Below are 14,044 nucleotides of genomic sequence, written 5' to 3' on the forward strand. Positions count from 1 at the left end.
CAGTTCCGCCCCTTCAGCGCCGCATCCAGCTTCTCGATCAGCAACGGCACGTTCGCGCGCTCGTTGAACGTCGGGATGACAACTGCCAGCTCGAGCTGATCGGGGATCACGCGAGTTCCCTGAGCACCGCGTCGCCCATCTCGGTGGTCGACAGCGATCCGCCGAGATCCGCCGTCCGCGCGCCGGCGGCAAGCGCCGCCGCGACGGCGGCCTCCACCGTCTGCGCCGCGTCCTCGTTGCCGAGCGAATGGCGCAGCAGCATCGCCGCGGAAAGGATCGCCGCACACGGGTTCGCCTTGCCGGTGCCCGCAATGTCCGGCGCCGAGCCGTGGATCGGCTCGTACATGCCGTTGTCGCCGCTCCAGGCGCGCAGCGAGGCCGAGGGCAGCATGCCGATCGAGCCGGCGCACATGCTCGCCTGGTCAGAGAGGATATCGCCGAACAGGTTGCCGGTGACGATCACGTCGAACGCCGCCGGCGCGCGCACCAGCTGCATCGCGGCATTGTCGACATACATGTGCGTGAGCTGGACCTCGGGATATTCGGTCGCCAGCTCGTTGACGACGTCGCGCCAGAGCTGCGACGTCTCGAGCACGTTCGCCTTGTCGACCGAGCAGAGCTTCTTCCGGCGGCGCTTGGCCATCTCGAAGCCGACCCGGGCGATGCGCTCCACCTCCGCCTCGTTGTAGCTCATGATGTCGAAGCCCTGGCGCAGGCCCTCGGCATCGTGCCGCCGGCCCTTCTCGCCGAAATAGACGTCGCCCACCAGCTCGCGGACGATGACCAGGTCGAGCCCCGCCACCCTTTCGGGCTTGAGCGGCGAGGCATCGGCCAGCGCCGGGAACAGCGTCGCCGGGCGAATGTTCGCGAAGAGCTGCAGCTCGCGGCGCAGGCCGAGCAGCGCCGCCTCGGGGCGCAGCCGCCGCTCCAGCGCCTCGAAGCGCGGATCGCCGATCGCGCCGAACAGCACGGCATCGGCCTTCTTGGCGAGGTCGAGCGTCTCCTGCGGCAGCGGGCGCCCCGTCACCAGATAGGCCGCGCCGCCCACAGGCGCCTCCGCAAAGTCGAGGCCCAGCGCCAGCGCTTCCAGCACGCGGCGCGCCTCGCGCGTAACTTCCGGCCCGATCCCGTCACCGGGCAGAACAGCAATCAGTGGCAATTCATGCTCCCCACGTCGTCGTCGCCTGCTTTGCCGCCCTTGCGCCCGTCACGCAACAGCGCGCTTCAGCCGATCGACCAGCCGGGCCCGCGCCGCGAGCAGTTCGGCGCCCTTTCCGATCAGCAGGTCGCGCTCGAGGAAATGGCCGGTGAGCCGGAAGCCGTCGAGGATATCGCCCCATCCGGCCTCGCCGCCCTCGACCAGGAAGCGCGGCAGCCGGAGCAGCCGATCCGCATAGCCTTCCGCCCCGATCCGGCTCACCGCGATGCCGCTCCTGGGGCTGACATAGGCAAGATCGTCGTTGCGGCCGGTGGCGGCGCAATGCTCGAGGTCGAGCCCGAAGCCGAGCTCGGCGAGCAGCAGCAGCTCGTAGCGGACCATCGCCACCGCCCAGCCCCGCGCCGCCGGCGCCGCCTCGATCGCGGCGAGCACGCCGCTCAGTGCGTCGTAGAGCCGCGGATAGGGCAGCCCCTCGGGCAGGGCGAAGGCGGAAAGTGCGGTCGCCCACTGGAAGGCGGCGGCGGGCAGGGCTTCGGAGAACATCGCCGCGCGGCTGTGGAGCAGCTCCACCGTCAACCCGGCCAGCGCATCTTCGGTCCGCGAACGCCACTCGCCCTGCACCAGGTTCGCCGGCTGGAGCACCGGCCGCAGCGCCCGCCCATGCCCGCCACGGACATAGCCGGGCTGCACGCCGTGATCCTCCGTGAACGCCCGCACGATCGCGCCATGCTCGCCATGCGCGCGAACGGAGAGGATGACGGCTTCGGCGCGAAGATGCATGGGACTGCTATATAATTCCTCTCCCGAGCTTGTCTCGGGGAGGAATCAGGATCCCCGGCGCACCTTCTTCGCCAGCGTCTCCAGCCCCACCCGCTTCACCAGCGCCTTCACGCCGGCGACGCCGCGGTTGAACCCGCCCAGCGCCGCCATCGTCACCCGATTGGCCAGCGACGGGCGCAGCAGGAACAGGTCGACGCACGCCACGCCGCCCGTGGCGAACTGGCGCTTGTGCTGGCCCTCGCCCTCGGTGAAGTCGAAGCGGGCGAACTTCCCCTCCTCGAACAGCTCGCGCATCGCTTCGAGCTGGAGCACCGCGCCGGGCGAAAGATCGTTGAACGCCGGATCATGGCCGACATGGGCGTAGATCACCACGCCACCCTCGATCACCGGGCAATAGAGATACGCGGCCGGCTCGCCCGCGACGTAGAGCAGCCAGGCGCGTACCTGGTCGGCGGCGCCCTGGGCGAGCATCGTCGCGATGAACTCCGGACTGTCCGGCAGGCCCGAGCCGAGCAACCGCTCCTGATAGGTTCGCAACGAGATCCGACGGGCGACGTCGTGGAAGGCCTCCAGTTCGTGCGGCCCGCGAAAGGCGCGCACATCGAGCTCGCCGCCGCTTTCCGCCGCGATCTTCCTGGCCTTGCGCTTGATGCCCTGGCGGGCGTTGGACGAGAGCCCGTTCCACCAGGCATCGAACCCCATCCCGAAATCGGCGAAATAGCGCGTGTAGCGCTGCCGGATGAAGGGCAGCATGTCGCCCGATGCGTTCACCAGCGCCGGCACCAGATGCTCGGGCAGCGACGTGACGACATAGCCATGCGCCTCGCGCGGCAAGGGGGGCAGCACCGGCAACCGATCGGCCCGCGCCTGGTCGAGCGTCAGCGGAATGCGCACCAGGTGGCGCTGGATCGTCGCCAGCGTGCGCGCGCCGATCTCGAACTTCAGGCTGGTGGGCCTGGCCTGGGGCGCTTCGGCGGCAACGTCGCTCATCGCGTTCACGCGGCACGCTCCTCGACCAGGTTCGACCAGAGCTGCTCGGCCTGGCGCCAGCGCGTGCGCAACAGGCTCGGGCCGAGCGGCACATCCTCCTGCCCGAGCGCCATTCTCGGCCTGTCGGCGAAATGTTCGGTCACCAGAACCCCCCGGCGGCTGGCCAGCATGCGGCACAGCGCTTCGAAGCGACGCACATGCACGGCGTTAGGCCGCGTCCCGGCACGATTTGCAAGCTCGAAGCCATGGCTCACGATCGTCACCGCCGCATGGCTGCGCACCACGGCATGGTCGAGTGCCGCGCGCATCTCGCCGGCGGAGAGTGCGCAGATCTGGAAATGGCGCAGATGTCCGGCGCGGTCCTCGATCAGCGTGACCGGCACCTCGATGATCCCGCGATGGGCGATCGGCGCAATCTGGCGCGGCTCCAGCCCGATCGCGCTCGGCCAGGGATGTTCGGAGCCGTTATGGCTGGAATCATATTCGAAGCCGAGCTGGGCCAGCGCGCCCAGCGTGTCGTCGCTCGCCGAATAGCTGCCCGAGCGGAACGCGACCGGTTCGGCGGCGCCGCAGGCGACCAGCATGTCCGATGCGCCCGCGAGCAGTTCCACCTGCTCGTCGAAGCTATAGTCGATCAGCTCGAACGCGCCATAGGTCGCGCCCTTGTCGCCCGCATGCGCGCCGGTCCAGTTGGGATGGAGGTGCAGCTGCACTTCCTGCCCCGCCTCCAGGATCGCGCCGACCACGCGCCGGATCGGGTCGAGCCCATAGACCAGCGCCGGCATCGGATCGACGAAGAAACAGGCCTTGAGGCCGTGCCGGGCAAGCTGCTCCAGCTGCCAGGCGACGCCCACATTGGCGGGCTCCAGCGAGCGCTGGACGATCGTGTCGACATCGAGCCCGGCGACATGGTGTCGCCACATGATCTCGGTATCGATCGTGATGAAGACCCGGGTAGCCATGGTGCCCGAGTATCGCACGGGCATGAAGAAATGCCGAATGCCCGCTCGGGGATCAGGGCTTGATCCCGTAGCGGGCAAAATCCTCGTTGACCTGGGGGAAGAGCAGCTCGGCCTCGGCCAGGGCGGCATCCCCTGCCTTGGCATCGCCGGTCCGCCGCAGGATCAGGCCGCGCAGGAACAGGCTGTTCGCGGCTGCCGGCCGCTGCTCCAGCGCCGCATTGATATCGGCCAGCGCCTCCTCGAACCGGCGCATCCGGAAATAGACCAGGGCCCGGCTGTCGAGCGCCGCCGCCGCGGCGCCGCCCGATCCCAGCTCGATCGCGCGGGTGCAGTCCTTCAGGGCGGTATCGAGCTGGACGTCCAGCGTGCCCTTGATCCAGCAGCGCCCGTTGAGGAAGCCGGCATTGCCCGGCCGCTTCGCGATCGCCGCGTCAAGGGCCGCCAATGCGCCCGCGGCATCGCGGGCATGGCCCAGCGCGGCTCCCTTGGCCGCCAGCAGGTCCGGCTGGTTCTCGCCTTCCTCGTCGATCCTGGGCTGGAGCAGAGCCAGCGCTTCGTCCAGACGGCCGAGCTTGGCGAGTTCGCTCGCCAGCGCATAGAGCGTGCCGGTGTTGCCCGGATCGAGTTCCTGCGCCGCACGCAGATCGGCGAGCGACTCCGCCTTGTGCCCGAGCGCCCGGTGCAGCGCGGCGCGTTCGCGATAGGTCGCGGCCGTTGCCTGCATGCCGATCGCCTTGTCGAAATCGGCCAGCGCCTTCTGGCGCTCGAAGATCTTGGCCAGGAAGCGTGCCCGCGCGAGATAGCGCGAAACGTCCTCGGGCTTCTCGGCGATATAGGCGGCATAGCGCGCGAGCACCTTGTCGTACTTGCCGGCGCGCTTGGCGGCCTCCACCCCGCGCCATGGGCCCGGTGCGCCCGGCAGCGTCCGCACGCGCAGCACGCGGTTGTTGAGCTCGGCAAGCTTCGCGCGCGCCGCGGGGATCTCCGCCGGGGCAATCTCGGCCCCGGTCTGCGCATCCTCGGTATCGATCGAAAGCAGGCCGCCGGCCAGCGTCGCCCGGCGCACGACTCGCTTGCCGCCCGGCAAGGTGGCGTCGAGCGCGGCATCGCCCTCCAGCACATAGCCGCCCATTTCCGGCAGCCGCACCCGCATCGCGTTCGAGGTGCGCATCGGATTGCCCGTGGCGATCGGAATGTCCTTCCAGTTCGCCCGGGTGCGATCGGGAATCTGATAGGCGATCGGCGCCGCGGCATCGAGCCGGAAGCGCCCATCCTGGTACCGCCAGCTCCGATTCAGGATGCCGGACAACGCGATCGTCGCCGTGCCGCTCGCCTCGTCGAAGCTCACGTCGCTGCCGGTGAGCAGCATGTCCTGGCCGAACGCGGGCACGAGATTGCGGAACATGTCCAGCAGGCTCTCCTTGCTGCGCAGGCCCATCAACGCCTTCAGCCCGCCCTCGGCGGCGCCACGCGTCGTCACTTTCATTTCGAACGGTGCCGGAACATCGATGCCGCCGGTCAGGTCGATATCGAACACAGTCGCCCCGGTCGCGCGTACCGGCGCGCGGGCCGGCACCTGCAGCAACCCCGCCCCCTCGGCGCGCAATGGCAGCACCCAGTCGAAGGGCAGCACATCGTCTATGTCCTCCAGGCGCGTGCCCGTGCCCGTCCCGTCGAGCCACAGCAGCTGGCCGCCCACCCTGGCGAGCACGAAGACATGGTTGAAGGCAGCGGGCGATGCGAGCCGCTCGGCGACCAGATCGCCATTGGCCAGATTCGCCGTCGCCGGCTCTGCCTCGATCCCCAGTTCGCGGAGGATGGCGAGCAGCAGCAGCGTCTTCGCCTTGCAATCCCCGTATTTGGTCGTCCAGGTCTCGGCGGGCGTCTGCGGCACGTAATTGCCATTGTCCATGCCGCGGAACAGGTAGCGCACCTTGCCCTGCACCAGGGCCAGCGCCGCCGCCGTGCGCTTGCGCGGGTCCTTCTCCGCCGCCGCGATCTTCGCCACTTCCGCGGCCAGCGCGCTGCCGGGGGCGATCAGCCCGTCGACGCGATAGAGCGGCGCCATCGCCTTGGAGACGGATTGCCAGTCGGCAAAGGTCGTCGCCTCCGCGATCGGCGGCCTTGCGAACCGCCCCGGCATGCGCGCGGGCATCTCCGGCTGCCGGGCGACCGGCAGCTTGAACACCAGCTCGTGCCACCCGCCCGCATCGCGCACCTGCGGCTCGGCCCCCACCGGATAGGTCTTCCACTTCACTGCCTGGCCCGTAGGCCACAGCAGCCGCGTCCGCACGAAGCCGACCTTGATGGGCTCGGCGACGACCGGCCCCACGATCACCGCATTGCCGCCGAGAGCTGGATCCCTCATGGTGACCGAATAGCGCAGGTCGAGCACGTCGCCGACCTGCAGCCCCTCCACTGCCAGGGTGGCAGTGAGCCGGCCGTCGAACTTCATCTCGTCGAGCCCCTGCTCGCGCCGCAATACCGTGAAGCTCTTGCCCTTCAGCGCATCGATCCGCTTGCCGCCGCGCAGGATATCGACACCGTGCACGATCAGGTCGCCATGCGCCGGATGCCATTCGAGGTTGATGGTGCCCGCCTGCGAAACCGCCAGGATCGAAGCGAGGCGGGTAGCGCGCTCGTAATAGGTCCAGCTCTGCCCGTCTGCGATGCGGGCCTGCACATCGCCGATGACCATCGCCGGCGCGTCATCGGTCAGGCCGGTGGCTGCGGGTTCGGGCGCCAGCCGCACCCAATCGGGCACCGGCTGGTAGAGCGGCTTCTCGCCGGCATGCGCCACTCCGGACGCGCCAAGGAACAGGATCGACGCCAGCGCATTGCGGTACATGAGAACCCCCCGTTTTCGCCGCCGTATCTAGCCTTTCCAGGGATCGCGGCAAGCCGGCCCGCGCGAAGATTTCGCACGGAAATCGTGCGGAAAATATTTATCGCATATGAAAATGATCGTAGATCTGCTGCGCGACTCCCGCGCTTACGCCGGGCGCCTTCTGCAGATCCTCGAGGCTTGCCGCACGTACCGCCCGCGCCGTGCCGAAATGCATCAGCAGCGCCTTCTTGCGCGCCGGGCCGATCCCGGGAACTTCGTCGAGCGGGCTCGCTCCGATCGCCTTGGCGCGCTTTTGCCGATGGGCGCCGATCGCAAAGCGGTGGACCTCGTCGCGCAGCCGCTGGAGATAGAAGAGCACCGGCGAATTGACCGGCAGCATCAGCTCGCGCCCGTCCATCCGGTGGAAAACCTCGCGTCCGTCGCGGCCGTGGTGCGGGCCCTTGGCGACGCCGACCAGGCACACGTCCTCGATGCCCAGGTCCTCCAGCACTGCCCGGGCGGCATTCAGCTGCCCGCGCCCGCCGTCGAGCAGCACCAGGTCGGGCCAGCTCCCGCCCTGCCGGTCGGGGTCCTCGTCCTGCGCGCGGGCGAAGCGGCGGGCAAGGACTTCGCGCATCATCCCGTAATCGTCGCCCGGCACGGTCTCGGCGCGCTTGATGTTGAACTTGCGATACTGGTTCTTCTGGAAGCCCTCGGGCCCCGCGACCACCATCGCGCCCAGCGCATTGGTGCCCTGGATATGGCTGTTGTCATACACTTCGATCCGCTCGGGGCTTTCGGGCAGTTCGAAGATGTCGGCGATCTCGGCCAGCAGCCTGGCCTGGGTCGTCCCCTCGGCCAGTCGCCGGTCGAGCGCTTCCGCCGCATTGCGCGTCGCCTGTTCCAGCAGCCGCCGCCGCGGCCCTCGCTGCGGCACGCCCAGCGCCACCTTGTGCCCGGCGCGTTCCCGAAGCGCCTCGGCCAGCAGCGCGGCCTCCGCCAGGTCGCGATCGACGAAGATCGTCCGGGGCGGCGGCACTTCCTCGTAGAATTGCATCAGGAAGGCCGAGAGCACTTCGTCCTCGGACACGTCGTTGGTGTGCGCGGGGAAGAAGCTGCGATGCCCCCAATTCTGCCCGCCGCGGATGAAGAAGGCCTGGATGCCCATCACGCCGCCCTTGCAGGCGAGCGCGAAGATGTCGGCATCGCCCACGCCCTCGGCGTTGATCGCCTGGCTGCCCTGGATGAAGGTGAGCGCCTTCAGCCGGTCGCGCAGGATCGCCGCCAGCTCGAAATCAAGAGCCTCCGCCGCCGCCTGCATCTGCGCACCGAGCTTGGCCTGCACCTGGGTCTTCTTGCCCATCAGGAAGTCGCGCGCGTCGTCGACCAGTTCCTCATAGGCCTCCGGCGTGATGCGATCGACGCACGGTGCCGAGCAGCGACGGATCTGGTAGAGCAGGCACGGCCGGTCGCGCGTGTTGAAGAAGCCGTCGGTGCAGCTCCGCAACAGGAACAGTTTCTGGAGCGCGTTCAGGGTCTTGCGCACCTGCCCCGCCCCTGCGAACGGCCCGAAATAGTCGCCCTTCACCTTGCGCGCGCCACGATGGAGCTGGATGCGCGGGAAATCATGGTCGCGCCTGAGCAGGATGAACGGGAACGATTTGTCGTCGCGCAGCAGCACATTGTAGGGCGGTCGGAAGCGCTTGATCAGCTGGGCTTCCAGCAGCAGCGCCTCGGCCTCGTTGTTGGTGGTGACGATCGTCATCGATCGCGTCTGCGCCACCATCCGCTGGAGCCGCTTCGAGAGCCGCTGGACCTGGGTGTAGTTGGTCACCCGGTTCTTCAGCGCCCGCGCCTTGCCCACGTACAGCACGTCGCCGCGCGCGTCCTGCATGCGATAGACGCCGGGCCGCGCCGGCAGCGTCTTGAGCACGTTGCGAATCGCCGCCACCCCGGCTTCCAGATCGGGCGCATCGGCGCCGCGCACGGCGAAGGTGGCGGTCTCTTCGTTGAAGCGGTCGGGCGCGTTGGGATCGGACATCGTCGCACGGGATTTAGGCGGTGCGGAGGACGACCGCCACTCCCCTTCTCGTCATCCCGACGAAAGGCGCGATGGCGGCAGGAGAGCGCCTTGAACCGTCACGAGGATGTGCGATGCTCCGCGCACACATCTTAGGAGAGTCGTCCCATGAAGCTCGTCCTGTCCGCCGCGCTGCTCGCGCTGGCTGCCCCACTCGCCGCCCAGGCCCAGACCGTCCCCGCCCCCATCGCCGCCGCCCTGGGCGATGCGGGCCGCCCCCAGGCCGAGAAGGACCGCGACGCCGCCCGCCATCCCGGCGAAATCCTCGCCTTTGCCGGCATCGCGCCGGGCCAGAAGGTGGCCGACTTCATCATGGGCGGCGGCTATTGGACCCGCATCCTCGCGCCGACGGTGGGGCCGAAGGGCAAGGTCTATGCCTATCAGCCGGCGGAGTTCATCCAGTACCGCGCCGCCTATGCCGACGAGCAGAAGGCCGCGGTGGAGGGCCGCGCCAATGTCGCGCCGCTGCGCGACAGCCTGAGGAGCTTCGCCTTCCCGGAGCCGCTCGACGCGATCGTGACGGTGCAGAACTGGCACGACCTGCACCTCAAGGCGGCGGCGCCGGGCGCCGCCAGGGGCATCGCGAAGAAGCTCTATGATTCGCTCAAGCCCGGTGGCGTGCTGCTGGTGATCGACCATGTCGCCAACACCGATCCCGATTTCGCCGTGCCGCAGACGCTCCACCGCATCGATCCCGCCGCCGCGCGCGCGGAGATCGAATCGGCCGGCTTCAAGTTCGAAGGCGAGCTGCCGCTGCTGCGCAATCCGAACGATCCGCACACCGCCAATGTCTTCACGCCCGAGATCCGGGGCAAGACCGACCAGTTCATCTACAAGTTCCGCAAGCCGGCGGCGTGAATTTCCAACGCCTCCCCCCGGCGCGCCGGGGGAGGCGCCGCGCAATCCTATCGCCCCGCTTCATTCTCCAGCGCGTTCGCCCGCGCCTCGATGCGCTCCATCGTCTCGTGCGTCCGTGCGCCGATATCGCTTGCCTGGCGATGGTCCTCCACGGCGCTGTGCCAGGCCACTCCGATCAGGAAGACGAGCAGCAGCGCGGTGAGGGCCGTGGCGAGCTGGAGCCAGCGTTGGATGGTCATGCGGATATCCTAGCCGCCCGCCCTCCATCCCGCCAGCACGGGAAGGGCGGACGCGAAAAGGGCGCGCATCCCCCTGGATGCGCGCCCTTTTCGAACGAGCCTCGCCGAAGCGGGCCGTCAGTTCAGGCGGCCAAGCCCGGCGATCGTCTGGTCGACGAGCTTCTTGTCGGCTTCGGCGCCATGCTTCTCCGCGATGATCGCGGCAGCGGCAGCGGCGGCGGCATCGGCCGCCTTGGCGCGAACCGCGGCGATCGCGGCGCGCTCGGCAGCGGCGATCTTGTCCTCGGCCATCTTGGCGCGGCGCCGGGTCAGTTCCTTGGCATCCGCCTCGGCCTTCTTCAGCAGCGCCTTGGCCTCGGCCTCGGCATGCTCGACGATCGCCGCGGCATCCGCCGCGCTCGCCGCATTGCGCGCCTTGGCCTTGGCCAGCTCGGCCTCCGCCTCGGCACGAAGCGCGGTGGCCTCGTCCAGCTGCTGGCGGATCGAAGCGATCTTCGCGTCGAGCATCTTGCCGATCATCGCCGGCACGCGCTTCCACAGAATAACGCCAAGCACGACGAGCATCGCGATGGCGACGAAGCCCGGCGCGGTGATGCCGAACGCCTCAGGCTCATGATGGAGTTCCACGGTGCCGGTCTCCGCCTTCATGCCATGGGGTTGTTCAGCCATTGGCCAGCGCCGCCTTCACTTGCTTGGTGACCGACGCGCGGTCGGCCGTCACGCCCGAGAGCTTGGCGACGATCTCCTGGACGGCATCCACCGTCCCGGCCTCGATCTCGCCCAGCGCCTGGGTCTTGGTCGCTTCGATGCGCACGGTTGCCTCGGCGACCTTCGCCTCGGACGCGGCATCGCCCTTCTTCACTTCGGCTTCGGCCTTGGCAGTCGCCTTGTCCTTGGCCTGGCTCAGCGTCGCGAGCGCCGTGGTCCGGGCCGATTCCAGCCCGGACTCGTAAGCGGCATCCGACGCATGGGCCGCGTCTCGGGCAGCCTCGGCCGCGGCGAGGTCTCCGGCGATGCGGGCGTTGCGGTCCTCTACCGTACGCTCGATCTTCGGAACCATCGCCTTGCCGATCCCGAAATAGATGAGCGCAAACACGATCGCGAGCCAGAAGAGCTGCGACGCGTAGATCTCAGGGATTTGGGATAGCTGCGGCATTGGCTGTCCTCGAGACTACCAGTTAGCGAACGACGAACAGGATCAGGATCGCGACGACGAACGCGATCAGGCCCAGAAGCTCGGCACCGGCGAAGCCGATGAACAGGCGGCCCTGCTGGCCGTCGGCGGCACCCGGGTTGCGCAGCGCGCCCTCGAGGAACGAACCGAACACGTTGCCCACGCCGAGCGCGGCCAGGCCGATGCCGATCGCCGCAAGGCCGGCACCGATGTACATTGCACCAACGTCAGTCATTTCAAGCTCCCTACGTAATCCAAAAAACAAACGAACAGCGCGACTTAGTGCAGGTGCACCGCGTCGTGGAGATAAAGCGAGGTCAGCAGCGCGAAGACGTACGCCTGGATCGCGCAGACCAGCAGTTCGAGCGCGCTCACGCCGATGATCATCAGCATCGAGGCGAACCACACGCCATAGCCGATGCCGCCGGCATTCAGGCCCTGGACGGCGAAGCTGCCGAACACTTCGAGCAGGATGTGCCCCGCGGTCATCGCGACGAACAGTCGCAGGCCCAGCGAGAAGGGGCGCACCATGAACGAGATGAATTCCACCGGGATGATCACCGGCATCAGCCACAGCGGCGCGCCGTGCGGCACGAACAGGCCGAAGAACTTCAGGCCGTGCTTCCAGAAGCCGACCGCGAGCACGATGGCGAACGAGAAGAAGGCCAGCACCGCGGTCACGGTGATGTGGCTGGTCACCGCGAAGGTGTGCAGCCCCGGCACCACCGCCAGCGGCAGGATGCCCACCAGGTTGGCGAACAGGATGAAGAAGAACAGCGAGAAGATGTAGGGGGCGAACTTCTTGCCGCCCTTGCCGATGCTGGTGTTCACCATCGAATCGATGAAGCCCACCGCGCCCTCGGCCATCAGCTGCCACTTGCCCGGGATCAGCGCGCGCTTCATCCCGCCCAGCATGAACACGAACAGCAGCGCCGCCACGACGAACATGAACAGGGCCGAGTTGGTGAACGAGAGATCATAGCCAAGCAGATCGAACTTGATCAGCTTGCCGACCTCGAACTGCTCCATCGGATTGATTGCGCCGGCGCTCACTCAACGCGCTCCTTCGAGATCTTGTAGATGTTGCGGAAAGCCGCCGCGATCGACAGCACGAGCAGGGTCAGCAGCAGCCACGGGCTGGTGCCCAGCCAGCTGTCCAGCGCATACCCCAGGATTCCACCGCCCAGCGGCATGCCGATCAGGTCCATCAGCACGCGCGAACCCTGCTTGTAGCCCTTGGCGTCGGCAGGCGCCTTGGGAACCGCCGATCCGGTGCGCGCAGCCTCGGCCGCCTTCGCATCGGCGATGCGGCGGTCAAGGTCGCTCGGAGCACGGTCTTGGGTCAAGGCGGTCAAGGCGTTCCAGATATGAAAAAAGCCGCCGACAGCGCCGACGACATACAAGCATCGCCGGCTGTTCGGCCGCGTTGCTCGGGCGCTTTAGGAACGCTGGCGGACCGAGTCAACTCCGGGTCAGGTCTCGCCGCCAAATCGGCGAAATCCTCGCCTTGAATAACGGCGCATTTGCAGGAACAAGCCGGACATGTCCGAACGTTCCGACAATAGCGGCCACCGCGCGCGCCTGCGCCGCCGCCTGTTCGAGGGCGGGCCGGACGCGCTGCTCGATCACGAACTCGTCGAATACCTCCTCGCACTGGCGATTCCCCGGCAGGATACCAAGCCGCTGGCCAGGGCGCTGCTCCACGAATTCGGCGGCATCGCCGGGCTTCTCACTGCGGATGCCGAGGCGCTGGCGCGCGTGAAGGGCATGGGCGAGACCAGCGTCGCCGCCTTGAAGACGGCCCATGCCGCGGCGCTCCGCCTGCTGCGCGCCGAAGTCGCCGAGCGCCCGGTACTCGCCAATTGGCAGGCATTGCTCGATTATCTGCGCGCCGACATGGCCCATCATGCGATCGAGCGCTTCCGCGTCCTCCATCTCAATTCCAAGAACATGCTGATCCGCGACGAGCTGATGGGCGAAGGCACGATCGACGAGGCCGCCGTCTATGTCCGCGAAGTGATCCGGCGCGCGATCGAGCTCGGCTCCGCGGCGCTGATCCTTGTCCACAACCACCCCACACCAAGGCGGATGATCACGACAGATCCCGCATATCCACTTACAATCACTATGTTTTCCGCGTGAAGTAAACCATAGCGCACAATAGCGAATTGGGGGCGGTTTGGGGGGTAGAAACCACTCCCCATACCCCAATTACCGTCCCCAATTTTGTACCCGAACCCACCACCCGAATCCGGCTCCGGCTGCTACTGGCAACCATTATTTCGCCGCCGCCGAAGCCGACGGTGAGATTAGTTTCTCCCTACCGGAGGCAGCTTCCATGCTCCGCCCAGGGGCTTCGGTGCTGGCATTTTCCAACGGCAGGGACTTCACTCGCTTGCACAAAACGAGATTCGACCGATCCCATTGATCGAGCTCTGTAACGGGATAGAGCACAGCCCGTCCCAGTTTGAGGAACGAAGGACCGATCCGCATTGAACGCCAATTGCGGAGCGTACCCTCGGTTATCATCCCTCGGTATCGCTCCATTACCTCTTCGATAGTCAGGTAGGCCGTACTCTCCACGAAATCTCCCCTGGTCAGCAATTGTGCAACAGCCTGTTGCACTGTCACCGACCTGCCGACCTTAGGCAGGCAGGGCAAGGCGGCGCACAGCCATCGACACAGCCCCGGATACGCCGGCTCGTTACAATGGTCCGTGAGGGGGCTACCGGCCGCGACGCTTACCGGCTGCGAGTTGCTCGAACTCGGGCATCGCCTCGTGGACTGCTACGATAGCGTCCTGTGCGGCAAGCCCTTTGATTCTTGCTGCGAGCTTGGAGAAAGTGCTCTGCGTCAGGCGCTCGCTTCGACCAGCGCGCCGGTGGAGACCCGCCTGGCCGCTCTTGGGCCGATTGCGGTCGATCCGCTTTTCGCATTTAAGGCTCGATAAGCGGACATTTGACATGTGTCTCCGG

General features: G+C 67.5%; 14 protein-coding genes. 2 read left to right on the plus strand and 12 right to left on the minus strand.

All coding sequences use genetic code 11. From position 1 onward, the window contains the following. Positions 1–106: 106 nt before the first annotated feature. The 6 genes from leuB to uvrC form a co-directional block, all read right to left on the minus strand. Positions 107–1,159 carry a 3-isopropylmalate dehydrogenase gene (gene leuB, locus FHR20_RS21420; protein WP_167301476.1) on the minus strand — a complete coding sequence of 351 codons (1,053 nt, stop codon included), beginning with the start codon at positions 1,157–1,159 and terminating at the stop codon, positions 107–109. Positions 1,160–1,207: 48 nt separating this feature from the next. Then, positions 1,208–1,939, minus strand: a complete 732-nt coding sequence (recO, locus tag FHR20_RS21425; RefSeq protein ID WP_167301477.1) for a DNA repair protein RecO — start codon at positions 1,937–1,939, stop codon at positions 1,208–1,210. A 45-nt stretch (positions 1,940–1,984) separates the two neighbouring features. Then, positions 1,985–2,929: a GNAT family N-acetyltransferase gene (locus FHR20_RS21430; protein WP_167301601.1), complete on the minus strand. Its 945-nt coding sequence runs from the start codon at positions 2,927–2,929 to the stop codon at positions 1,985–1,987. Positions 2,930–2,934: 5 nt separating this feature from the next. Then, positions 2,935–3,891: a polysaccharide deacetylase family protein gene (locus FHR20_RS21435; RefSeq protein ID WP_167301602.1), complete on the minus strand. Its 957-nt coding sequence runs from the start codon at positions 3,889–3,891 to the stop codon at positions 2,935–2,937. 52 nt (positions 3,892–3,943) lie between these two features. Beyond that, positions 3,944–6,739, minus strand: a complete 2,796-nt coding sequence (locus FHR20_RS21440) for a DUF3857 domain-containing protein (RefSeq protein ID WP_167301478.1) — start codon at positions 6,737–6,739, stop codon at positions 3,944–3,946. A gap of 97 nt (positions 6,740–6,836) precedes the next feature. Further along, on the minus strand, positions 6,837–8,759 hold the full coding sequence (gene uvrC, locus FHR20_RS21445) for an excinuclease ABC subunit UvrC (RefSeq protein WP_167301479.1): 1,923 nt from the start codon (positions 8,757–8,759) through the stop codon (positions 6,837–6,839). 147 nt (positions 8,760–8,906) lie between these two features. On the opposite strand from uvrC, the gene FHR20_RS21450 reads away from it, so the two are divergent. Beyond that, a complete protein-coding gene (locus FHR20_RS21450) occupies positions 8,907–9,656 on the plus strand; it encodes a class I SAM-dependent methyltransferase (RefSeq protein WP_167301480.1) in 750 nt (249 codons plus the stop codon). 47 nt (positions 9,657–9,703) lie between these two features. Here the strand turns inward: FHR20_RS21450 and FHR20_RS21455 are convergent, their stop codons facing one another. The 6 genes from FHR20_RS21455 to FHR20_RS21480 all read right to left on the minus strand — a co-directional run bounded on the left by FHR20_RS21455 (position 9,704) and on the right by FHR20_RS21480 (position 12,415). After that, the gene (locus FHR20_RS21455) at positions 9,704–9,895 is read right to left on the minus strand and encodes a hypothetical protein (RefSeq protein WP_167301481.1); all 192 of its coding nucleotides are present in this window, start codon (positions 9,893–9,895) and stop codon (positions 9,704–9,706) included. Between the two features lie 117 nt (positions 9,896–10,012). Next, the gene (locus FHR20_RS21460; RefSeq protein WP_167301482.1) at positions 10,013–10,564 is read right to left on the minus strand and encodes a F0F1 ATP synthase subunit B family protein; all 552 of its coding nucleotides are present in this window, start codon (positions 10,562–10,564) and stop codon (positions 10,013–10,015) included. After that, positions 10,557–11,051: a F0F1 ATP synthase subunit B family protein gene (locus FHR20_RS21465; protein WP_167301483.1), complete on the minus strand. Its 495-nt coding sequence runs from the start codon at positions 11,049–11,051 to the stop codon at positions 10,557–10,559. Before FHR20_RS21465 ends, FHR20_RS21460 begins: the two co-directional genes overlap by 8 nt. A gap of 22 nt (positions 11,052–11,073) precedes the next feature. Continuing rightward, on the minus strand, positions 11,074–11,286 hold the full coding sequence (locus FHR20_RS21470; RefSeq protein ID WP_167301603.1) for a F0F1 ATP synthase subunit C: 213 nt from the start codon (positions 11,284–11,286) through the stop codon (positions 11,074–11,076). Positions 11,287–11,348: 62 nt separating this feature from the next. Then, entirely contained in the window at positions 11,349–12,122 is a 774-nt protein-coding gene (locus FHR20_RS21475; protein WP_167301484.1) for a F0F1 ATP synthase subunit A, read from the minus strand. Next, positions 12,119–12,415: an AtpZ/AtpI family protein gene (locus tag FHR20_RS21480; protein WP_086130825.1), complete on the minus strand. Its 297-nt coding sequence runs from the start codon at positions 12,413–12,415 to the stop codon at positions 12,119–12,121. The genes FHR20_RS21475 and FHR20_RS21480 overlap by 4 nt, the downstream gene beginning before the upstream one ends. Positions 12,416–12,611: 196 nt before the next feature. On the opposite strand from FHR20_RS21480, the gene FHR20_RS21485 reads away from it, so the two are divergent. Then, positions 12,612–13,211, plus strand: coding sequence for a JAB domain-containing protein (locus FHR20_RS21485; protein ID WP_167301485.1), 600 nt, complete (start codon positions 12,612–12,614; stop codon positions 13,209–13,211). The last annotated feature ends 833 nt before the right edge of the window (positions 13,212–14,044 follow it).

Origin of the sequence: Sphingomonas leidyi (genome assembly GCF_011761945.1) — a bacterium.
Classification (GTDB): Bacteria; Pseudomonadota; Alphaproteobacteria; order Sphingomonadales; family Sphingomonadaceae; genus Sphingomonas; species Sphingomonas leidyi.